At 35.9% G+C, this 21,078-nt stretch carries 21 protein-coding genes; 6 read left to right on the top strand and 15 right to left on the bottom strand.

Annotation, left to right across the window (positions count from 1 at the left end; translation table 11 throughout):
• Positions 1–519: 519 nt before the first annotated feature.
• Positions 520–1,545 carry a LacI family DNA-binding transcriptional regulator gene (locus tag KO02_RS18570; RefSeq protein WP_038700721.1) on the bottom strand — a complete coding sequence of 342 codons (1,026 nt, stop codon included), beginning with the start codon at positions 1,543–1,545 and terminating at the stop codon, positions 520–522.
• A 115-nt stretch (positions 1,546–1,660) separates the two neighbouring features.
• Between KO02_RS18570 and KO02_RS18565 the strand changes: the two genes are divergently transcribed.
• Positions 1,661–2,608, top strand: coding sequence for a TIGR01212 family radical SAM protein (locus KO02_RS18565; protein WP_038700719.1), 948 nt, complete (start codon positions 1,661–1,663; stop codon positions 2,606–2,608).
• Between the two features lie 40 nt (positions 2,609–2,648).
• Here the strand turns inward: KO02_RS18565 and KO02_RS18560 are convergent, their stop codons facing one another.
• Together KO02_RS18560 and KO02_RS23380 are read right to left on the bottom strand one after the other, a co-directional pair.
• Positions 2,649–3,119, bottom strand: a complete 471-nt coding sequence (locus tag KO02_RS18560; RefSeq protein WP_038700717.1) for a nucleoside triphosphate pyrophosphohydrolase family protein — start codon at positions 3,117–3,119, stop codon at positions 2,649–2,651.
• 103 nt (positions 3,120–3,222) lie between these two features.
• Positions 3,223–4,986 carry a pseudouridine synthase gene (locus tag KO02_RS23380; protein ID WP_038700715.1) on the bottom strand — a complete coding sequence of 588 codons (1,764 nt, stop codon included), beginning with the start codon at positions 4,984–4,986 and terminating at the stop codon, positions 3,223–3,225.
• A gap of 247 nt (positions 4,987–5,233) precedes the next feature.
• On the opposite strand from KO02_RS23380, the gene KO02_RS18550 reads away from it, so the two are divergent.
• Complete coding sequence (locus KO02_RS18550) at positions 5,234–6,043, top strand: lytic transglycosylase domain-containing protein (RefSeq protein WP_038700713.1); 810 nt, start codon at positions 5,234–5,236, stop codon at positions 6,041–6,043.
• A 52-nt stretch (positions 6,044–6,095) separates the two neighbouring features.
• Here KO02_RS18550 and KO02_RS18545 read toward each other — a convergent pair whose 3' ends face one another.
• Positions 6,096–6,752, bottom strand: coding sequence for a LolA family protein (locus KO02_RS18545; protein WP_038700711.1), 657 nt, complete (start codon positions 6,750–6,752; stop codon positions 6,096–6,098).
• Positions 6,753–6,754: 2 nt separating this feature from the next.
• Entirely contained in the window at positions 6,755–9,454 is a 2,700-nt protein-coding gene (locus KO02_RS18540; RefSeq protein ID WP_038700709.1) for an FtsK/SpoIIIE family DNA translocase, read from the bottom strand.
• A 156-nt stretch (positions 9,455–9,610) separates the two neighbouring features.
• Here KO02_RS18540 and KO02_RS18535 point away from each other — a divergent pair, with 156 nt between their 5' ends.
• A complete protein-coding gene (locus KO02_RS18535; protein ID WP_158500314.1) occupies positions 9,611–10,309 on the top strand; it encodes a DUF4397 domain-containing protein in 699 nt (232 codons plus the stop codon).
• Positions 10,310–10,373: 64 nt separating this feature from the next.
• On the opposite strand, the gene KO02_RS22970 is transcribed toward KO02_RS18535, so the two are convergent.
• Positions 10,374–11,348 (bottom strand): energy transducer TonB, encoded by a 975-nt coding sequence (locus KO02_RS22970; RefSeq protein ID WP_051960047.1) that lies wholly within the window; start codon positions 11,346–11,348, stop codon positions 10,374–10,376.
• 323 nt (positions 11,349–11,671) lie between these two features.
• On the opposite strand from KO02_RS22970, the gene KO02_RS18525 reads away from it, so the two are divergent.
• On the top strand, positions 11,672–12,922 hold the full coding sequence (locus KO02_RS18525) for a site-specific integrase (RefSeq protein ID WP_038700705.1): 1,251 nt from the start codon (positions 11,672–11,674) through the stop codon (positions 12,920–12,922).
• A gap of 97 nt (positions 12,923–13,019) precedes the next feature.
• Here KO02_RS18525 and KO02_RS18520 read toward each other — a convergent pair whose 3' ends face one another.
• The 7 genes from KO02_RS18520 to KO02_RS18490 all read right to left on the bottom strand — a co-directional run bounded on the left by KO02_RS18520 (position 13,020) and on the right by KO02_RS18490 (position 16,692).
• On the bottom strand, positions 13,020–13,301 hold the full coding sequence (locus KO02_RS18520) for a helix-turn-helix domain-containing protein (RefSeq protein WP_038700703.1): 282 nt from the start codon (positions 13,299–13,301) through the stop codon (positions 13,020–13,022).
• Entirely contained in the window at positions 13,298–13,753 is a 456-nt protein-coding gene (locus tag KO02_RS18515; protein ID WP_235212288.1) for a helix-turn-helix domain-containing protein, read from the bottom strand. The genes KO02_RS18520 and KO02_RS18515 overlap by 4 nt, the downstream gene beginning before the upstream one ends.
• A complete protein-coding gene (locus KO02_RS18510; protein WP_235212287.1) occupies positions 13,695–14,063 on the bottom strand; it encodes a hypothetical protein in 369 nt (122 codons plus the stop codon). The genes KO02_RS18515 and KO02_RS18510 overlap by 59 nt, the downstream gene beginning before the upstream one ends.
• A 612-nt stretch (positions 14,064–14,675) precedes the next feature.
• Positions 14,676–14,990 (bottom strand): DUF6922 domain-containing protein, encoded by a 315-nt coding sequence (locus KO02_RS18505; protein WP_051960045.1) that lies wholly within the window; start codon positions 14,988–14,990, stop codon positions 14,676–14,678.
• An 18-nt stretch (positions 14,991–15,008) separates the two neighbouring features.
• The gene (locus tag KO02_RS18500) at positions 15,009–15,317 is read right to left on the bottom strand and encodes a DUF6922 domain-containing protein (protein WP_051960043.1); all 309 of its coding nucleotides are present in this window, start codon (positions 15,315–15,317) and stop codon (positions 15,009–15,011) included.
• Between the two features lie 49 nt (positions 15,318–15,366).
• Positions 15,367–16,056, bottom strand: a complete 690-nt coding sequence (locus tag KO02_RS18495) for a nucleotidyl transferase AbiEii/AbiGii toxin family protein (RefSeq protein WP_038700699.1) — start codon at positions 16,054–16,056, stop codon at positions 15,367–15,369.
• 141 nt (positions 16,057–16,197) lie between these two features.
• Positions 16,198–16,692, bottom strand: coding sequence for a DUF3408 domain-containing protein (locus KO02_RS18490; protein ID WP_038700697.1), 495 nt, complete (start codon positions 16,690–16,692; stop codon positions 16,198–16,200).
• Between the two features lie 546 nt (positions 16,693–17,238).
• Here KO02_RS18490 and mobA point away from each other — a divergent pair.
• Together mobA and mobB are read left to right on the top strand one after the other, a co-directional pair.
• A complete protein-coding gene (gene mobA, locus KO02_RS18485) occupies positions 17,239–17,673 on the top strand; it encodes a conjugal transfer protein MobA (RefSeq protein ID WP_038700695.1) in 435 nt (144 codons plus the stop codon).
• Positions 17,674–17,677: 4 nt separating this feature from the next.
• Positions 17,678–18,940 carry a conjugal transfer protein MobB gene (mobB, locus tag KO02_RS18480; protein WP_038700693.1) on the top strand — a complete coding sequence of 421 codons (1,263 nt, stop codon included), beginning with the start codon at positions 17,678–17,680 and terminating at the stop codon, positions 18,938–18,940.
• Between the two features lie 28 nt (positions 18,941–18,968).
• On the opposite strand, the gene KO02_RS18475 is transcribed toward mobB, so the two are convergent.
• Positions 18,969–19,637 carry a response regulator transcription factor gene (locus KO02_RS18475; protein WP_038700691.1) on the bottom strand — a complete coding sequence of 223 codons (669 nt, stop codon included), beginning with the start codon at positions 19,635–19,637 and terminating at the stop codon, positions 18,969–18,971.
• Positions 19,630–20,931 carry a sensor histidine kinase gene (locus KO02_RS18470; protein ID WP_158500313.1) on the bottom strand — a complete coding sequence of 434 codons (1,302 nt, stop codon included), beginning with the start codon at positions 20,929–20,931 and terminating at the stop codon, positions 19,630–19,632. Before KO02_RS18470 ends, KO02_RS18475 begins: the two co-directional genes overlap by 8 nt.
• Positions 20,932–21,078 lie beyond the last annotated feature (147 nt).

Raw genomic sequence — 21,078 nt, 5'->3', positions numbered from 1 at the left:
GTCGGATATTTATTGCTGAAAGTATCGTCTGTTTAAACATACGGTATATAATCAGTAAGTGAATTTCTCATTCTGAGATACATTAGATAGGCTATAATTATTTTGTATTGGTTTGTGTGAAATTTATATGTTGCATAAACTACTTTATAGCGAGTGTCTTACATTAATGTTGAACTGTCTTTTCTACTTTAGCTATACTTTGGTATAGTATTTGGCTATAGTTACCAAAGTATATTTTAGTTATGAAGGCAAAGTTCGCAATTTTTTTGGGAGGATTAATGTTATTGTTATCGGCTAGCTCTTGTGTTGGATATTACGAAGGTCATGGACACAGGAATCAACAAGGCCATAAACATGGGCACTATAAGAAAGGGCATAATAAACATTATAAAAAGGGACACCAAAAGCATCGTAAATACGATAAGCATCGTGGTAGACATTAAGGATAAGGGAATAGCTATATTCCCTTATTATAATTTATTTTACTGTATTCTCTTCTCATGAATATGCAGGAATATTTTAGATTGATTCTCTAATAATAATGTCAGCATCTAGCGTTATCGTTTCATAAACAACTTCTCTTTTCTTAAGGCGGAATTCTAAAATTTCAATCATTTTCTCAAAAGCAAGTTTTCCTATTTTTTTAGCTGGTTGAGAAATGCAGGTAAGGGGAGGATTGAATGAAAATGCATAATTGGTGTTTGAAAAGCCAATCAGGGCAATTTCCTCAGGAATTTTAATCTTTTGTTGGGCTAATAGACCTATTGTACGATTTGTAAGCAAGTCGGTCGCGGTAAAAATTGCATCGGGGCTTTTATGTTGATTTTTTAATTCATCTAATTTATTTAATATTTCATCTTCTACAACTTGTATATGTGATAGGTCGCATCTTAAAAGGTTACTTTCTTGAAAAGTGATTTTATTGATTTTTAAGGCATCTTGAAAACCCGCCAGTCTTTCATTCGTTACCCCGTTGGACAGTCCTGTGATGTGTAGGATATTACGGTAATTTCTGGAGATGAGCTCTTCTGTTGCTTTTTTTGCCGCTTTTTTATTGTCTATGCCTATTTTAAAGGTATCTAGACCATAGTTGATACGGTCAAATATCACAATAGGGCAGCTGGAGTTGTGCAGTTGTTGTAAGTAGGTTAAATTGGCATCGTGGGATACTGGTGAAATCAATATGCCATCTACACCTTTTGAATACAATATATCAATGCATTTCTTCTCGATGTCGGGACTTTCTCTGCTTTGCATAATAATGATATTGTAGTGCTGAAAAAGCGATGATTCTTCAATTCCTTCAAGGATCTCCGAAAAAAATGAATTACTGATTGTAGATACAATTACCCCGATGATATTTGTTTTTCCAGTTTTCAAACTTCTTGCTAAAGCATTGTGTTGGTAGTTATGCTGTTGTGCATATGCTACAATTTTTTCTTTTGTATCCTTATTGATTTCATGACTGTCGGAAAGGGCTTTGGAAATGGTAGGGACTGATAAATTTAGCGCTTTTGCAATATCTTTAAGAGTTAATTTTTTCATAGCTTTCCTAGTATAACTGATAAAGATACTAAATTGTCAAAAGAATCTCTTTAGACTTCGTATATTATATAATTGAAATAATTAAATGCTATGAAATCTTTCTATCTTTGTATTTATGAGTACATTATTAGATATAGGACAAAAGCCATATAATCATTATGGTTCTTATTTGAAGAAGAAATATAATGGTCAACGTGTATATAAAGTCATTGTAGATGGCAATTTTACTTGTCCAAATCGTGATGGAAGTAAAGGTTATGGGGGCTGTTCATATTGTAATGTAGATTCATTTACGCCTGAATCGGCTCGGAAAATGCCAACAATTCGTGAGCAAGTAGAAGAAGGTATTAAAAGAGCTAGGGAGGGATATCGTGCGGATAAATTTATAATTTATTTTCAACCAAATACCAATACCTATGCGCCGGCGCATTTTCTTAAGGCCATGTATGATGAAGCGTTAGCGGTCTGTCCTGAAGACACTGTTGGTTTGTCTGTAGGTACGCGTCCTGATTGTATTGATTTTGAGAAAGTCGCTTTATTGGAAAGTTACTGTGATCGATATGATGTTGACCTAGAAATGGGTATGGAGTCAATTTATGATGATACTTTAAATAGGATCAATCGGGGTTGTTCGCATGAAGAATTGCAAACTGCTTTAAAGTTGGTGGAAAATAGTCCGTTAGAGATTTGTGTACATACTATTTTTGGCTTTCCCTGGGAATCTAAAGAAATGATGTTGAAGTATGCGGATGAAATTAATAAGCATCCTCAGATCAAATTTGTAAAGTTACATCACTTACATATTGTAGAGGGATCTATAATGGGAGTACAATATAAGCGAGAGCCTTTTCATGTATTTTCCATAGAAGAGTATAGTGATTTTCTGGCTGAATTTATTCCATTATTGCGTCCGGATATTGTTATTCAACGTTTATTTGGCTTAGCAGATCAAGATTTATTGATTGCGCCAAATTGGGGAATGAAAAAATCTGCCATTCAGACCTATATTGATAAGATGTTAGAACGAAAAGAAGCGATACAGGGCTCTAAATATATTGGATAGAAAAATAGAAAAAGGGTTGCTATATATAGCAACCCTTTTTCTATTTTTCTATGATTGTTTTTAAATCTGCTGGAGAATAATTAATCGATTTTAACGTTTTATTATCTTCTGTTCTGAATACTAAAAATAGCCCGTCTACTTCTTTATAATAGCTATCTACATCTTTGGTATCCTTATAGTGTTGGATAGTCGCTTCTGCTTCTGCTATGGATTGGCATGCTTTGCTCATATTTGAGCGTTGAACCTCCTCAAATAATTCATTAAATTTGTCTTTTAGTCCAAATTCCAGAACGGCACCTGCTAGTACATATTGTATATCACATAAAGCATCAGCTACTTCTACAAGATCATTATTCTGAATAGCTTCTTCCAATTCTTTCAATTCTTCTGCAATCAAAGATACCCGTAAAGCACTTCTTTTTTCATTGGGTATTGTAGGCTTTTCTAATATAGGATGTTGGAAAACTTTATGAAATTCAGCTACGGATGTTAATGTTTTTGGATCAGTCATGTTCTATTTTGTTTTTGCTAAATTATGTAATATATTCTAATTTAAAAATTGAGTATAACAAAAAAGCAGCTGTGAAGCTGCTTTTTATATAAAGGAGTTAATATTAAATTAAATGCTTCAATTGAACTAGTTCACGTTCTTCGATGTATCTCCAACGACCTCTAGGTAAATCCTTTTTAGTCAAATTAGCATATACAACACGGTCTAGTTTGATTACTTCGTAACCCAAAGATTCGAAAATACGTCTAACGATACGATTTTTACCACTGTGAATCTGAATACCTATTTCGCGTTTGGTTCCACCTGTTACGTAGCTTAAATCATCTGGTTTTACAAAACCATCTTCTAATTCAAGACCGAAAACAATTTTATTAAAATCACCTTGAGTTAAGTTTTTACTTAGTTCAACGTTATAGATTTTGCTAATATTATTACGAGGGTGCGATAGCTTTTCAGCTAAATTACCATCATTGGTCATCAATAATAGTCCAGTGGTGTTTCTGTCAAGTCGACCTACAGGGTAGATACGTTCTTTTGTTGCTTTTGAAACCAATTCCATTACAGTATGACGTTCTTGTGGATCGTCTGTTGTCGTAATATAATCTTTAGGTTTGTTTAATAAAACATAAACCATTTTTTCACGTTTCAAACGCTCACCATTATACTTGATGTCGTCTTTAGCTGGATCAACTTTCGTTCCTAATTCAGTAACGAATTCGCCATTAACGCTAACAACACCTGCTGCGATTAATTCATCTGCTTTTCTTCTAGAACATACTCCTGAGTTAGCGATGTAGCGATTCAAACGAATTGTGCCGTCATCTTTCGCTGAAGATTTAGTACGTTTAGGTCTTTCCGTGAAATTTCTCTCCGTAGCACCTTCTTTACGCTCCTCTTCAGTACTGAATTTTTTATGTGAAGATTTATATAGTCTATCTGATTTATCTCTTGTAGAACGTTTAAAATCTGTTTGCTCTCCTTCAGTTTTTTGAAAAGTTCTATCTTCTTTATCTGGTCTATCACCAAAAGCTCTACCTTCTTTGTTAAAAGGTTTGTCGAATGTTCTTTTTCTATCGGAGTTATCGCCGTCAAACTTTTTGAAAGGTTTGTCGCCATAAGCTCTACCTTCTTTATTGAAAGGTTTGTCGCCAAAAGTTCTACCTTCTTTATTGAAAGGTTTGTCGCCAAAAGTTCTACCTTCTTTATTGAAAGGTTTGTCACCATAAGCTCTACCTTCTTTGTTGAAAGGTTTGTCGCCAAAAGTTCTGCCTTCTTTATTGAAAGGTTTGTCGCCAAAAGTTCTACCTTCTTTATTGAAAGGTTTATCGAATGATCTTTTTCTATCGGAATTAGCACCGTCAAATTTATTGAAAGGTCTGTCACCGCCAAAAGATTTACCTTCCTTATTGAAAGGTTTGTCGAAACTTCTTTTTCTGTCGGAGTTAGCGCCATCAAACTTGTTGAAAGGTCTGTCGCTACCAAAAGATTTACCGTCTTTACTGAAAGGTTTGTCGAAACTTCTTTTTCTGTCGGAGTTAGCGCCATCAAACTTTTTGAAAGGTCTGTCGCCGCCAAAAGATTTACCGTCTTTATTGAAAGGTTTGTCGAAACTTCTTTTTCTATCGGTGTTATCGCCATCAAATTTTTTGAAAGGTCTATCACCTCCAAAAGATTTTCTGTCGTTATTATATGGTCTGTCTGCGTTATCTTTAGTGCCGAATGGTGTACTTCTCGGTCTTTTACTTTCTTTGAAATTAGAGGATCTATCATCCTTTGAACGATCGCCTCTTGGTTTGAAGTTTTCTGAGGTACTTCTTGAGTTTTTGGACTTGTCATCACGACTGTTCCTGTTATTGCTGAATGGCATCTTATTACTATAAAATAATGTGAACGGCAAAGTTAGTTATAATATTCTTTTTTTTTAGGTTTAAATCCATTTATTTTATTTTGTGGATGAAATGTTACAAAATAATCAAGGTTCAAACTGCTTTAAAGCTTGAAAATGGTAAGTGTTTGTTTTTTAAGTAAATAGTATTTATCTTTGTAGCCTTGAATTTGTACCAAGCTATTTTTTGATCGATTTTATCGTGGATAGGGTAGCATTAAGGGAGTGAATGTTTAGAAAAAAAGTATTATGTTGTAGTCTGATTTTGTCGGCGTTAGTGTTGTCAAAATTGTACTCAAACCCAAACACAATTGCTACAGGTGATGATAAGATCATTGCTATGATAGCGCCAAGTAATCTTGCTCATGAGGAAGATGAAAAGGAAAAGAATGCAGATAATGATAACTATGATCATTATTTAAGTTCATTAACATTTGCGAATGATACATTGCCGATTAATCGGCCACATGTTGAAAGTAAATTGTTGCGATATTTTAAAAACTTCTCTTTCAGTAAGAGAGGCTCTTACAGTCTTCATAAAAAAGCAGCGACTCATCTGCCGCAGATTGAAAAGATTTTAGCATCCTATGGCATTCCTGACGACTTTAAGTACGTTCCGCTTGTTGAGAGTGGACTGGACCGTGGAGTTGTTTCATCTAAGGGAGCTGGTGGTTATTGGCAGTTTATGCCTGCTACTGCCAGACTTTATGGATTGAAAGTAAATGGAAGTGTTGATGAGAGACGAGATTTAGTTAAGTCTACTCATGCGGCAGCTAAGTACATTAAATCACTATACAAACAGTTTGGAAACTGGACACTTGTTGCAGCTGCTTACAATGTCGGTGGTGGTAGTCTTAGAGGTTCTATCAGACGTCAGAAGGAGGATAGTTATTACGATTTGAAATTGAATAATGAAACCGGTGCTTACGTCTACAAGTTGATTTCTATGAAAGAAATTATTGAAAACCCTCAAAAGCATGGCTATACTCGGTATGCTAACCGAGCTGATTTAGATGATCAGAAGGAAAACTTGTTATAAAAAATAAAGGGCTTGAATTTATTCAAGCCCTTTATTTTTTATACACTATTTTTTACCTTAAGTCGACGATTTCATATCCACTGTATTTTCCTTTGTTAAAAGTAAATAAAGTATTGTCCAACGTTTTATTTGGATTTTGACTTTTTATGGTATAGTTATATTGCCCTCCATTTTTATCATAGATGGTCGCATCATGAATAAGTTTTGTAGAACTGTTGATGCGAAGCTTGATCTTAGAATAATTCTTTTTAGTATCTAGTGCTGTCAATTCGACTACGTTTAAAAGTGTTGTACCAGATTTTTCATTTGCAATTAACCTGTACTTGAATCCAGTTTTATAAAAACTAAAGATATTACTGGGGTCAATTGCATCATTGCTGTTTTCTATTTCAGCGATCTGAACCTCTTTTTCATCTTTTAAGATCGTATAGAGACTCTTTGCATCTGAAATCAACTCTTGATTTTTCATTGAAATGTGGTACCTATTGTTCTTTTTATCTAAATAAAGTGTACCTGCGTCCGAATAACCATTTTTGTTTGCCGCTTGAACCACCGAAAAAGAGAATGAGGCTTGTATCGTTTGATAACTGTCATACTTTTTACTGACTTCTGCTAATAGCTTTTGTGCGGCTGCATCTTGTTGTGCAATTGCTGGAATTGTACATACTAAGGCTATTAGACTTAGTAAAATAGCTTTTGTTTTTTTCATTTTTAATTCTTCCTTAATGTTTCTAAAAACTGTTCTAAAGAATATTCATCAGGATAGAGCACTTCACGGGCTTTGCTACCTTCAAAAGGTCCGACAATTCCGGCAGCTTCCAACTGATCAATTATTCTTCCAGCTCTATTGTAGCCCAACTTTAATTTACGTTGGATAAGTGAGGTCGACCCTTGTTGATGCATGACGATCATGCGTGCTGCTTCTTCGAATAATTGATCTCTGTCCGTGAAATCAAAATCTGTTGAACCTGAGCCATCACCACTTTCATCAACATATTCAGGTAACATAAACGCCGACGGATATCCACGTTGGCCTCCTATAAAGTCCGAAATCGTCTCTACTTCTGGCGTGTCTACGAATGCACACTGAATACGAATTAAATCACTACCCGTTGATAGCAGCATATCTCCTCGTCCGATCAACTGATCTGCACCACCGGAATCCAAAATAGTTCGTGAATCTACTTTGGATAATACGCGGAATGCCAAACGTGCTGGGAAATTCGCCTTAATCGTACCTGTAATGATATTAACTGAAGGACGTTGGGTGGCAATTACTAAGTGGATACCAACGGCACGGGCTAGCTGCGCTAAACGTGCAATGGGCGTTTCTACTTCTTTACCAGCCGTCATCATCAAGTCGGCAAACTCATCTACTATAAGAACTATAAAGGGTAAGAATCGATGACCCTCCTCAGGGTTTAATCTGCGATTGACAAATTTTGCATTATATTCTTTTAAATTACGTACTTGCCCATTTTTTAACAGGTCATAACGTTGATCCATTTCAATACAAAGTGAGTTTAACGTGTTGATAACCTTCTTTGTATCTGTAATAATAGCATCTTCTTCTCCTGGTAATTTTGCTAAGAAGTGTCGCTCTACTTTTTTGAATAGAGAAAGCTCTACTTTTTTTGGATCGACCAATACGAACTTTAATTCTGCTGGATGTTTTTTATAAAGTAAAGATGTTAAAATTGCGTTGATACCGACGGATTTACCCTGCCCAGTAGCTCCAGCTACAAGTAAGTGTGGCATTTTTGCTAAATCGGCAATATAGACTTCGTTGGAAATGGTCTTTCCTAATGCAATAGGTAAATCCATATCTGTTTTTTGGAATTTTTCCGTTGCAATAACAGATTTCATGGATACCATTTCTGGGCTGCTATTTGGCACCTCAATACCAATGGTTCCTTTACCAGGCATTGGTGCAATGATACGGATACCAAGTGCTGCTAAACTTAAGGCAATGTCATCTTCCAGATTTTTAATTTTTGAAATACGAACACCGGGTTTAGGAATGATTTCATATAAGGTGACAGTTGGACCTATCGTCGCCTTGATATGTTCAATCTCGATGTTATAATTTCTTAAGGTATCGACGATTTTATTTTTATTCGCTTCTAGCTCTTGTTGGTTTATGGTAATCTTTCCAGAACCATAATCTCTCAATAGATCTAAAGTTGGGTGCTGGTATCCTGGCAAATCTAATTTAGGGTCATATTGACCAAATTGTGCTACAAGATCATTTGCCGTTATCGTCTTCTCTTCTTTGAGTGATTCTACTTCCAGTTCATGACTAGCATCTATTACTTCTTCAATGATGGGATCTAGCTCAACTGGTTGATCAACAGTAAATGAAATGCTGTTCTCTTCGATAGGGGAGGTCTCTTGTTTATTTGCTGCAGGAGCCTCGATTTCAAATGGAATAACAATTTTGTTTTCTGGTTTTATTTCAGTTACAGGTAATATGATCTCTTTATTCGCAAGAGGTTCCTCGCTCTGTGGAGCATCATTGTTTCTGTGGGATTGAAATTTTTCATTGAGGCTAGGAGCTGGATTATACGACCCTCTTCTATTGCTTATCGGTTCTGAAGCAATCGTTTCTGATGGATTCGATTCTGATGGACGAATTGAATTGGTATAAATAGCTTCCTCTTCCTCGATATCAATATTGTCTTCGTCGTATTCTTTATTTTTACGAGAATCGAAAATACTAAATTTCAAATCTAGATTATAAACCAATATCAATGTTGTCAGATAAGCAAAGATCAATATTCCTGCTACACCTACCGTACCTATTTGTGCTTCAAGTAATTTGTTTGTCCAAAACCCAAATTTTCCTTCTAGAATATGTGGTACTTTATCAATGAAGCTATGCAAAAACCCTAATGTGAGCGATATGAAAACAATGGCAATGAAGGAATAAATAATGGTTCTGTAAACAGGGAGTATTGATTTTTTATACAATAATTTATAGCCAATGACAAAGAAAACCAATACAAATAAAAACGATGCTATTCCGAACCAGTTATAAATAAATTGATTTGCGAATAAAGCACCATACTTTCCTAAGCTGTTATGTACAACGGGTAATTCTACATCTGGATTATCGATTTCTTCTGCTGTATAGAGTACCGTGCCCCAACCACCGTTATTTGTGGCAATATAACTCTGGTCTTCAGACCAAGTAAACAGATAAGAAACAAAAGCAACTCCTAACAGAATAGCACATAATATGAGAAATGCACCAAAAATTTTAATTATTTTTTGCTGCAATTCTGTTAAGTCTCTAGCTGGAACTTCCTCTTTATTTTCAACTTTCTTATTTTTGGGGGTTTCTTTTTTAGAAATCCTCTTAAATGATGTATTAGCGCTAGATGGTCTAAATGTATTTCCTTTATTTGACATGAATATTTTACAGTTATCCTTCATACAAACTTAAGTATTTAGAAGGAAATTTAATTGTGTTACAAACCTTTTATTTTTTGTTGTAGCATTTTATTTATAACATACGTCTTTTATGTAGACGATCGTTGAATTTTATTCAAAATAATAAAAATGAAGATGAAAAAAGCATTATTTTTTGGATTTGGTATAATAGTTTTTATGCTGGCTCTAAATTCATGTAATAAACTGGATGATGATTACTCTTATAGAGAAATATCAGCTGTGTCTGCCGTGAATGTTGTTCCTGGTTCTACTGGATTGGATATTGGATTAGATCAAAATAAATTGAACAATAATTGGGAGGGAGTTTTTTCTTACAATCGAGTTTTGAATTATAAAAACGCTTATCCTGGTAGTAGGTTGGTTCGTGTATTTGATCCGAATGCTACTGTTGGCGATTCAGCGTTAGTGAGCCAAAAAATAGATCTAACACCTGGGAAATATTACAGCCTCTATGTGATTGGAAAGGATAAAATTGAAATTTTGACTACTGAGGATGATTTTGGAACCTTAAGAAGTGGGTTTGCTAAATTTAGATTCATGAATTTGAGTTCTGAAGCTCCTAAATTGACGCTTACCTTCAACGATACAGATAGTTTATCCGTGAAAGACAAGGCTTATAAGGACTTGGATAATTTTAAGGAAATCGCGATTTCTGAAGTATATAAACTAAAAGTAAATGGTGTAGGTATGTCTGAACTTCTAGCCGATTTCAGACCTGAAGAGAAGGAAATATATACTATTTATGCTTCTGGATTAAAGTCGAGTAACGATATTGATAAAAGGTATAGTCTTCAAATTGTTAAGCATAAATAAAAATCTAATTATAATATTGGTTGATTATAAAAAAGAGCCTGTTCTGAAAAGAACAGGCTCTTTTTTATCGGGATGTACTTAATCGAATGGGTAAAAAGTAACTTACATTTACTGCTATACCTCTTATGTGTCCAGGTTCCCATTTCTTCATTTTTTTTGCCACTCGTAGTGCTGCTTCTCCTGTTCCATAACCGAGATCTCTCTTTATTTTAAAATCTCTTGGTTCACCACTTTTATCAACAATGAATTGGATTTCTACAACGCCATTTATACCAGCATGTAATGCTGGTGTTGGATAATTATAATTTTGACCGATGAATTGCATCAATTTTGAAATTCCACCAGGATAGTTCGGAGGATTAGAGCCATTGATCGAATCATATGGTGTTTTATGACCTACTGAATCTGTTGTAATGCCCGAAATAAGTTTATCTTCTTTGAAAGTTTCTGTAAAGGTGTATCGCTTTCCACTAAAGTGCCCTTTCCATTCGCCTTCTTTTTTGTGGTTTACATAATTTCCCTCCTCGTAGGTATAGGTGTCATCTGAAACTGCGAAGCCATATCCGTCTTTTAACAGAATTTTACCCGTTGAATCGGCATAGATTAAATAGAGAGGGGTTTCGATTTTATATTTTCCTTTTGTGTCTACTGAGAAAGGGTAATACAGTATTGATTTTATTTTTCCGTTTTCATGGTAATAGAATGCGGTATCAATCTGTTGAGAATGGTTTGAGTACATCAGCTCTGATTTTAGATTACCATTTTCAAAGAGTTCATATTTCTTTCCTTTGAATTTTGAACCAGATAGGTTTGTTACTGTTCCTTGTAATTTTAATTTGTTATTTGCTATATAGAATTCTTCAACTAGCGTATCTTTACTATTTTGGTTCGGTAACATTATGATTTTAGCGTAATATGCTTTATCTAATTCTTTGGTTTCTTTTCCATTTTTTGTGTATAAAGTTTGAGACGTCACTTGTGCATAGCCTACTGTAGCCGTAAGTACATACAATAGGAAAAGTAGTGCGATTTTTCTCATCAGATATAAAAGTTGTATGGTATGTAATTATTTTAAAGCATGAAGATAGTAAAAGTTTATAAAATAAATTTTCAGTAAAAATACATCAAAGATTAATAACAGGCAAAACGGTTGTAAATAAAGGCTTTACAGCCGTTTTATGATTTTTGGTAATGAGGTAAAAAGCAGTAAAAAGCGAGGTTTGGCAAAAGTAAGGTTACTAAAACGTTACTTTTAAATATTGGAAATAACCTTTTAAAATACTGTATTTCAGCTTTTTGCACAGTTCTTCATATTGTTCCGTAGCTCACATAGGTTTAATTTTATCATTAAGAATTGTGAGTATGGAAACGACAAAAAAATCAACATTTAAGGTATTGTTCTACCTTAAAAAGAACGCCCCGAAGAAAAACGGAAAGGTTACGGTTATGTGCAGGATTACCGTAAACGGTAAGCAGTCTGCATTCAGTACCAAGTTGGATATTTCCGCAACAAATTGGGATTTGAAGTACGGCAGGGTTTTGGGTAAAAGCCGAGAAGCCCAGGAAGTAAACGGCAAACTTGATAAAATCCGTTTGGGTATCGAGGAATGCTATTCCAAAATCCTAAAGAATGAGGGAGCGGTAAACAGTGCTAAACTCAAAAATGCTTTCCTAGGTATGGAAAGCGGAGAACTGACCTTTTTCAAATTTTACGAACAGTTCCTTTCTGACTATGAGAAAAAAGTAAACAGCGGACTTCGGGTAAATGGTACACGCAGTAAATACAAAATACTTTTGAAACATCTTCGAAATTTTGCACTTACAAAATACGGTTACTCTGACTTATCATTTAATGACCTTACACCTGATTTTGTGCAGGACTTTGATTATTACCTGCGTGACGACCAAAGTTTGACACACAACACTATTTGGCTGTATATGATTGGATTTACCACGCTTTGCCGATTAGCAATGAACAGAAAGCATCTTGCCTTTAATCCGTTCAGCGAGTATAAGAACACCAAAAAAGACAAAGACCGTGGTTATCTGTTACGGAACGAGTTGGAACAGCTTGTAATGTTCAACTGTGAGAAAAAGAAAGATGAATTAATAAAAGACCTCTTTGTTTTCAGTTGTTTTACAGGGCTTTCCTATTCAGATATGAAAGGACTTAAAAACAGTAATATTCAGGATTTCTTTGATGGTAACGAGTGGATTATCGTTCGAAGAAAAAAAACGGCTACATCATCAAACGTGATGCTGTTGGATATTCCGAAAATGATTATCGAAAAGTATGCAGGATTGGCAAAGGATGGAAAGGTATTTCCTGTACCATCTAACAGTTCCTGTAATGATAGACTAAAGGTAATATCCCAACTGATTGACTGCCTTAAAGCAAAGAAAGTAACCTTTCATTTGGCACGCCATACGTTTGCCACCCTATTTTTGAGTGAGGGTGTTCCGTTGGAGAGTTTGAGCAAAATGTTAGGGCATAAAAACATTGCCACCACACAGATTTACGCCAAGATACTTAACGAGAAAGTTGGCAAGGATATGCGAAAGGTATCACATAAATTTAAAGGATTGGAGCAGTCTTTTGTTGCAAGCCTGTAACATTATATCACAATTCCTTAAAAACACCACAGCCCACCGCTTATGCAGTGGGCTGTTTCTTTAATTGACCGATACAGTTTCAGTTTCAGACAATCGGCTAACGCTGGTAGTTATCTTCCAATACCCTGATAATATCGCTTTCACGGAAAAGGATTTTCCGTTCGAGCTTGATAAACGGTATCAGTCCGTCATCCCTGTACTGTTGCAACGTTCGTTTGCTGACGTGAAGCATTTCGCAAACCTGTTCGCCTGAAAGGTAAATTTCCCCTTTTAGTAATGGGTGGAAATATTCCCTGATATACAGCAGTTCATTTTTGATGCCTACCACAGCTTCGAGCAAGACAAGCATATCCTCGTTTGAATTTCCAATCTGTTTCATTTCTTTTGCTTTTTTAATGTTCGCTCTCCCTGCATAAGTAATTCCACTTCGGATAATCTGAAATACGTTTTCCGATTGATTTGCGTTGCCCCAAGAATGCCTTTTGCCCTGTATGTCTGCAATGTCCGTTTGCTGATGTTCAGCAGTTGGCAGGCTTCCTGATGGTCGAGCCATTTCGTTGCCTGTTGCAGTGCTTTGTAGGGTGCAGTCATTTCCTTAATCAATACGGAAACCTCCTTTACTTCCCTGTGCAATGCTTTCAAAATCTGAATGTCTAAAACCGTTATTTCCATATCTGCATCATTTAAACCTCGAAAATAGAAGCTATTCACATAGGTCATTGTAATGTTGCTTTCAATGGCGGTATTTGGCGTACAGATGCCAAATACTTGACTATAATCCCAATTTTGGTTTATTGCTTTTTGGGCGAACTTGTTGTGGTTTGATTGCATTGTCCATTTTTAAATCAAGCTTCTTATTGGTCTGGATGGTCTGACTTTTCTCATCGTTTTTAAAATCCGAACGGATAACCGTTTTTGTAGCACCAATGATGCTTTCAGGTTCGGCTGGTTGTTTTTGTTGCTCTGCACGTTTCCCTCTGAACAGCTTTCGCCAATCTATTAAGCCTTTTGCTTCCCTGAACTGACGTTTAAAGTTGGCGATGAAATTGGAAATCGGGTCGCTGTGTTTATCGAGCTGCATAAAAGATGTATTCTTTTTTTTCTCAGATTGCTCTTTGTCGGTGGTTGCTTTTTGTGCCATAGGTTCAAAATTTTGCCCAATATAAAACACAGGGATATGCGTTGTTTTCATTTGGCATTATGTGGCAGTCTTTGGCTTGTGTTGGTACAATATAAAAGGCAAAATAATCCTCAAAACACTGTAAATTTCCCTCGCAAATCTCCACACATTTAAAGAGTTTTGTACGGATAAAGGAAAGCATACCAAAAACACCCAATCCTTAGCCCATACGTGTTTTTAGTATCCTTTCTTTGATTGGAATGGATTAAAAAGAATAAAAAGGTAGCAAAGATAAGGCGGACAGCCACCGCACCACCCAACCAAAAGCTTACGGCATAATGGCAGGGCAAATAAGGTGGCTTCGCCGAATTGCTGTGTTGCCCGCCACCCTTCGGGACTTATTCCGTTTCCTTTTGGTTTTTCCACCTGTCCGCCTTATTAAAATGGCTTTCTTTTTTTTCTTTTTTTTTGTTTTGGAAACAATTTTTTAGAGGGGGGGGCTAGACCAAGAACCATAATCAGATAAGCAGGATATTTATTGTGTCTTTTGAACGGAACTATTAAGCTGTTGGATAACAAAAAAAATAGGCTGATTTCTCAACCTATCCCTCTATAAGATTTTAATATTGTAATTTATATCCAATGGTAAGGCTTGTCCTTACGGTTCAGGTAGCAGTACATTTCTTCCTTTTTGAGTTCTGGGAAGAACCTCAATGCCCTATCAATTGCATAATTGGGCAAGAAGTAAATTTCGTCACGGATAACCGTGATTACTTTGCTGTGACCATAATATCGGACAAGCTCGTCAATTTCATTTTGACCGCCACGTTCTATGATACGGGCTATAATAGTCTTGTAGGCTTTCTTAAAGTTCATTGCTTCGATGTCGAAATCCCAAAAAAATACTCGGTCAAGATTTGGAATGTCTCTGTCATTATTTAACCCCATCGTTTGAAAATTGTGGATTTATATCCAATGGTAAGGTTTATCCTTACGGTTCAGATAACAGTACATTTCTTCCTTTTTGAGTTCTGGAAAAAATTTCAGAGCCTTATCAATTGCATAATTAGGCAAGAAGTAAATTTCGTCACGGATAGCCTTAAATACTTTATTGTAGCCATAATATCGGACAAGCTCATCAATTTCTTCCTGACCACCACGTTCTATGATACGGGCTATAACCATTTTATAGGCTTCCCATTCAATTTCATCATACCTGAAATCCCAAAAGAATTTAGGGTGCAGATCTGGTCTCTTTACTATAATTTCCCCCATGTCATTACGATTATTTACAGATATACAAATATACTGATTTTCAATATGATTACCTTCTAAATCTGGGTTTTTTAGTCATTTTTGGTATGTCTTTTTGTTTCAGTAATTCAACTCTTTGCAAAGGGATTTTTAGGGCTTGTTCCAGAATAGCTTTTACCTCGTTAAAGGTTTTTTCTTTCCCCTTTAATATACCAACACCCTTAAGAGATTCAAGTCTATCATAGGTTTTTAGACCGACACATGCCCAATAAGGATCTTGGTTATACTTCTGGTGATAACTGTCCAGATAATTTTTTAATGGAGCATGCTCAAGTAAGAATGCCATATCCACAAAATCTTTATACCTGTCACCTGTCTGATGAATTGCATGGAGTTTCATTGCACCGATGTCATAATTTGATACCATTCTGACCCCGTCATTAATTTCCACAGGAGCCACCAGCGGATAATTGTGAGTTATAATATCAACTTTTATATTGCCTATAAAACTCAAAACCGTATTATTGAAAAGACCTTCTTCCACCAATTCGGCTCCATACGTTTTTTCAAGATATTTAAACATTGCGTTCTGGTCAAATGTTTTCCTACTGAACAGGTCAATATCAATACTTAATCGATGTCCCAATCGCAAAGCGAGAGCAGTTCCGCCCACTAAAAAATAATCTTTCAGCATTTCATCTTTCATCAGCTTTTGGAGAAGTTCCCACATCTCACTGCTGACTGTTTCTTTGTGCAACATAATTTTCGTTTTTCGGGAATTTAATCCCGAAACCGAAGCCTTTGCCCAAAGCGGTAGTCAGTGGCACTGTTTGGCGTTCATTGGCACAATCAGCGAGGAATATCCAAAAGATTATATTGCTCTTTGCCTACAAAACCGTTATCAGAACAACGGTTTGTGTTTTTCGTTATAGATTTCGCTAATCAATTCTCCGAACTCCTGAAAGTGGTATTCGATAATGTTGTCGAGATACGCATAGATAGTCAGTTTGTCCATACCCATAATGCTTGTAAGCCTGCTGAATGTATCGTGGTGCTCCTGCCGTACATAGACCGATTTGCCCTTGCTTGCCGTTGTGGTAGGAATTTTAAAGAACTGTCCGCAGTAGTCCTCTTTGGTCAGCTTCTTTGGCTTGGAGGTACTTTTTTTCGTGCTGTTCGCTGACGGTTTGGTTTGTTCCGTTGCTGTTTCCTCGGGTTCTTCGCCTGCCATTACACGCATGATGGCTTCCTCATCTACTTTGGGTTTGGCAAAATCTTCCCGATGTGTTACTGCTTGTTGTTCCGTCAAAGGTTGTTTCCTTTCATCGGTTAGGAAATTTTCAATAGAAAAATCTTCCGTCTCGGGTTTTTGATTTTTGTTTTCTTCGTGTATCATATCGCTACTTTTTAATGTTATCTACAATTAGCTGTTTAGTTAGTTAAACAGTCAGCTGTATGTACTGTTGCACCTATGTAACAACATATCTGCCGATGCACTTGCATACGCTTAATTAGCCGTTCCACTAACCAAAAAAACTGCAATTAGCCTGCTATCAGTCACGCTGATTTGCTATCGGGATTGATGTTGATTAGTTATTTAATTAAGGATATAACCAATCAGCCAGCTAACTATATGCAAAGGAAGTAAAAGCAGTCCCAATCTACGTTAGGGTGGCACTCAGAGGTAGCATTTGGCGTTCATTGTCGTGGTTATAAACCACTGTTATTCAAATAGTCTTGCCGAAATTTGTAATGGAAGCGATGGGTTTTCCCTGCTAACTCCAATCCGTTTGCAAAACGGATTTTCTGAACTCCTGTTCAGAGCAAGTTATCTTTTAAGGTACTCGAAATGAATTTCGGCACCTCAAAAGCACTTGCCCTTGCAGGGGGCTGGAAACGGCTCCGAAGTCGCCCGTTTGTTTAAAAATTAAAATGGATTATTATGGAAGAGAAAAACAGAAATCAGATTAAAAAGACAGGAAGAAAACCGAAGATTGACCCTGCGGTACATCGGTATTCCTTCAACCTCAATGATGAGGATAACGCCAAGTTTCTTGCCTTTTTTGACCAGTCGGGAATGAAGATTACAGCACATTTTATTACGGCTTGTATCTTTCAAAAGACGGTAAAGACCGTAAAAATTGATATGGATGCGATAGAATACCACGCAGGATTGACCAAATTTTTCGGACAGTTCAGAGGAATAGCAACAAATTACAATCAGGTTGTAAAGCTCTTGAATACCAATTTTTCGGATAAAAAAGCATCTGCATACCTCTATAAATTAGAAAAGGATAGCAAAGAAATGAAAGAATTATTGCTAAAGGTTTTAATTCTTACCGAGGAATTTGAGAAAAAATATCTAAATAAAGAGTAGAAAAATGATTGCAAAAATCGGAAAGGGAAGCAATATGTACGGAGCTATTTTGTACAATCAGCAGAAAGTGGAAACGGAAAACGGAGCGGTTTTATTACTGAACAAGATACCCGACACGGTCGACGGCAGGTATTCTGTAGCCTATTTTAATAAGTGTTTTGAGCCGTACCTGTCGGCAAATATCAAAACGGAAAAGACGGTACGGCATATTTCGTTGAATCCAGATCCTTCAGATAAAGTCAGCGATGAACAGTTTACCGAAATGGCACAGGAGTATATGGAGCGTATGGGTTACGGTAATCAGCCCTATATTGTTTTCAAGCATACGGATATTGACCGAACGCATATACACATTGTTTCGACTTGTGTAGGTATTGACGGAAAGAAAATACCCGATGATTACGACCATCCACGCTCAATGGCAATCTGTCGGGATTTGGAACAGAAATATAATATGAAAAAGGCAACTGAACAAGAGCAGAAACAAGCCAATAAAGTTTTCAAGCCTGTAAATCATAAAAATGGCGACATAAAAAGTCAGATTGCTTCGGTAGTACGGTATCTACCAAAGTATTATAACTTTTCTACTATGGGTAGTTACAATGCTTTACTATCACTTTTCAACATCACAGCAGAAGAAGTCAAAGGCGAGCGGAACGGTCAGAGGATAAACGGTTTGGTTTATGTGGCATTGGACGAGAACGGAAACAAGGTAAGCAATCCGTTCAAAGCATCACTTTTCGGGAAAGATGCAGGCGTTGCACATCTGCAAAAACACTTTGAGCAGTCCAAAGAGAAAATGAAAACGACCTCTGTAAGGTTTGTTCTGAAAAATACGGTGGAGCTTGCCATACATACCACAAGTAACGAAACAGATTTTAAAAAGCAACTTACAGAACAAGGTATTAATACTATTACACGCAGAAACAATGAAGGACGAATTTACGGTATGACCTTTATTGACTACGAAAGCCGTAGCGTTTGGAACGGCTCACAGTTAGACAGAAACCTATCTGCTAATGTGTTTAACGAGTGGTGGAACAATGGAAATAAACCCGAATTAAAGATACAGGTCAGCTCTGTCTCCAAAGCAAATGACATAGAAAACCTACCGACAAAAGACCTTTTTGAAATTCTTTCAAAAGAGCATTCGGATATTTCTGATTTAGGATTATTCAGTTTGCTACCTGATGCAGACGGCGAGGATAACGAGGAAGAACAGTTTGCCAAGCGTATGAAAAAAAAGAAGAAAGGAAGGGGATTGTAATCCTTTCATTCTTCTTTTTTTTTAAATTTTATATTGTTTCCAAACGGTACCCTTTATTTTTTACAGTCTCAATTTTCAGCCCTTTATTCGTGAGTTTCTTGCGAAGAGAACTTATAATATTTCGAAGTGATTCTTCCATGTATTCGTCATTCCAGACATTTTTAAGAATGTTAAGCGAGCTTACGGTTACTGAAATATAATCGCACAACAAAGTTAAAACTCTACTCTCCTTATCTGATAAATACTCTCGTTGATTATTGCCGAAACGGATTACTCGTTCAGTTGGAACGATATCGCACTTTTCGTATTTGAAAACTTTTTGATTTGGCATAGATTTTAATGCTGTGTTGATATGAGCTTCGATTTCTTCCATTGCGACAGGCTTTTTAAGGAAGAAATTACACCCGATTTCAAACCCTTCAACTACATCAGCAGGAGATTTACTTTCTCCGCTCATAAAAATGATTGGAGTATATTTATCCTGATCTCTTATTTTTTTTGCAACTTTTTTTCCATCAACTTCATCATCCAGATTAATATCCAACAGCACAATATCTGGCCTTTCGGACTCAAATAATTCAATAGCTTCCTGTCCCGACTTTGTTTCGAGAACAATGAATCCCTTTTGCTCAAAATGCCATTGAACTACATACGAGAAATCTGAGTTATTCTCGGCAATTAGTATTTTCTTATTCATTGATAAATGGTATAGATATAGTAAATTTAGATCCTTCATTATATTTGCTCTCAACATTTATATTTCCTTTGTGCATTTTGCATACCCATTCTACATAGCTAAGACCTAACCCAAGTCCGTGATTTTTCTTTGAGTGTTCTATTTTATAAAATTTCTTGAATATCTTTGGAAGATCCTTTTCTTTAACGCCCAGCCCATTATCGCCGACCGTTATATGAATCCATTTCTCCTTTAGAATAACAGAAATTTCAATCCTAACTTTCTCTTTTGAGTATTTTATTGAATTATCTATCAGATTTTTAATCGCATTAGGAAGATGAATGGGGTCAAAAATTACATCTGTCAAGTTTTCGTCGAAGTAAGTTACAAAATCTACTCTTTTTATATAATTTAATGCGAAAGAGGTTATGACTTCATTTATGACATCATGTAAATTGCCAACTTCTAACTGCGGTTCAAACCATAATTCTTCTGAATAAGATTTTATCACAATAGACTCCAGAAGCTGATCTATATTATCAAGATTCGTCTTTATACGGGAAATAGCTTTTGATCTGCGTTCTGGACTTTCCATAAAGGAAGGATTTTCCATGACTTCAGCAACAGACAGGGCGCCCTGTAACGGATGTCTGAGCTCATGTGTCATACTATCCACAAAATCCTGTCTGACAGTTTCTATCATTTTCTGTTTCTGAATAATCTGCCATTGATAATAAACTGCCCAAATTACCACAATGAGAACTATCGCAGAGAACATAAGATAATAGAGCATTTTCTGGAAAATAATAGAAGCTGGGTTTTCATAATACATCTGTACATCTCTTGTAATATCCAGTTCCTTCTTAGAAGTACTATAGGTAGATGAGGATTCATTAAATATACTTCTGTTTGTAGCATCTAATTCTTTACTTTCCTTCGAGCTATAGACTATTAAATCATAGTCACAAAGTATATCTTTTTCTTTCATGACCTCAGACATAATACTATCCAATTCAGTAATATCAAAAGGAGCATTAGCGATTGCGTAGCTGTTGATTTTATACAATACCTGATCAGGAGTTAGCTTTTCTTCCTCAGATTCAGTACGTAGTTGGAGTACATAATCATCGGTATTGATTAAAGAATCCATTGAAGATCCTGATTTATTCTCAAAATTATATTTTAGGGAAATACCTTGTGATTTTTTAGGCAACTTACTGAACTGGATCGCCCGATATTTGTCAACAGTAGTAATAAGTGCTTCCTCATATAAGCTACTTAATGTTTTTGATAAATAATCATACTGTGATACCATCGAATAACACTGAAAGATTAAAACTACTATGATTGCAATGGAGGTAAACCACTGAAGTATATTTTTATTGAATATTTTTTTCTTATACATAGTTTAAATATATGGCTAACAAAGATAACAAAAACTCATATAGAGTCCATTTAAGCC

It is taken from the genome of Sphingobacterium sp. ML3W, from assembly GCF_000747525.1.
Classification (GTDB): domain Bacteria; phylum Bacteroidota; class Bacteroidia; order Sphingobacteriales; family Sphingobacteriaceae; genus Sphingobacterium.
This window is presented reverse-complemented; position numbering and strand designations above follow the sequence as displayed.

What these genes read in the sequence shown, in the direction of transcription:
- mobA (WP_038700695.1), top strand. Translation starts at nt 17,239, where the DNA reads ATGGAAGAGAAAAACAGAAATCAGATTAAAAAGACAGGAAGAAAACCG.
- mobB (WP_038700693.1), top strand. Translation starts at nt 17,678, where the DNA reads ATGATTGCAAAAATCGGAAAGGGAAGCAATATGTACGGAGCTATTTTG.
- KO02_RS23380 (WP_038700715.1), bottom strand. Translation starts at nt 4,986, where the DNA reads ATGCCATTCAGCAATAACAGGAACAGTCGTGATGACAAGTCCAAAAAC.
- KO02_RS18565 (WP_038700719.1), top strand. Translation starts at nt 1,661, where the DNA reads ATGAGTACATTATTAGATATAGGACAAAAGCCATATAATCATTATGGT.
- KO02_RS18545 (WP_038700711.1), bottom strand. Translation starts at nt 6,752, where the DNA reads ATGAAAAAAACAAAAGCTATTTTACTAAGTCTAATAGCCTTAGTATGT.
- KO02_RS18560 (WP_038700717.1), bottom strand. Translation starts at nt 3,119, where the DNA reads ATGACTGATCCAAAAACATTAACATCCGTAGCTGAATTTCATAAAGTT.
- KO02_RS18535 (WP_158500314.1), top strand. Translation starts at nt 9,611, where the DNA reads ATGAAAAAAGCATTATTTTTTGGATTTGGTATAATAGTTTTTATGCTG.
- KO02_RS18500 (WP_051960043.1), bottom strand. Translation starts at nt 15,317, where the DNA reads ATGGGGGAAATTATAGTAAAGAGACCAGATCTGCACCCTAAATTCTTT.
- KO02_RS18505 (WP_051960045.1), bottom strand. Translation starts at nt 14,990, where the DNA reads ATGGGGTTAAATAATGACAGAGACATTCCAAATCTTGACCGAGTATTT.
- KO02_RS18470 (WP_158500313.1), bottom strand. Translation starts at nt 20,931, where the DNA reads ATGGTATCACAGTATGATTATTTATCAAAAACATTAAGTAGCTTATAT.
- KO02_RS18475 (WP_038700691.1), bottom strand. Translation starts at nt 19,637, where the DNA reads ATGAATAAGAAAATACTAATTGCCGAGAATAACTCAGATTTCTCGTAT.
- KO02_RS18495 (WP_038700699.1), bottom strand. Translation starts at nt 16,056, where the DNA reads ATGTTGCACAAAGAAACAGTCAGCAGTGAGATGTGGGAACTTCTCCAA.
- KO02_RS18540 (WP_038700709.1), bottom strand. Translation starts at nt 9,454, where the DNA reads ATGTCAAATAAAGGAAATACATTTAGACCATCTAGCGCTAATACATCA.
- KO02_RS22970 (WP_051960047.1), bottom strand. Translation starts at nt 11,348, where the DNA reads ATGAGAAAAATCGCACTACTTTTCCTATTGTATGTACTTACGGCTACA.
- KO02_RS18525 (WP_038700705.1), top strand. Translation starts at nt 11,672, where the DNA reads ATGGAAACGACAAAAAAATCAACATTTAAGGTATTGTTCTACCTTAAA.
- KO02_RS18490 (WP_038700697.1), bottom strand. Translation starts at nt 16,692, where the DNA reads ATGATACACGAAGAAAACAAAAATCAAAAACCCGAGACGGAAGATTTT.
- KO02_RS18515 (WP_235212288.1), bottom strand. Translation starts at nt 13,753, where the DNA reads ATGCAATCAAACCACAACAAGTTCGCCCAAAAAGCAATAAACCAAAAT.
- KO02_RS18570 (WP_038700721.1), bottom strand. Translation starts at nt 1,545, where the DNA reads ATGAAAAAATTAACTCTTAAAGATATTGCAAAAGCGCTAAATTTATCA.
- KO02_RS18520 (WP_038700703.1), bottom strand. Translation starts at nt 13,301, where the DNA reads ATGAAACAGATTGGAAATTCAAACGAGGATATGCTTGTCTTGCTCGAA.
- KO02_RS18550 (WP_038700713.1), top strand. Translation starts at nt 5,234, where the DNA reads ATGTTTAGAAAAAAAGTATTATGTTGTAGTCTGATTTTGTCGGCGTTA.
- KO02_RS18510 (WP_235212287.1), bottom strand. Translation starts at nt 14,063, where the DNA reads ATGGCACAAAAAGCAACCACCGACAAAGAGCAATCTGAGAAAAAAAAG.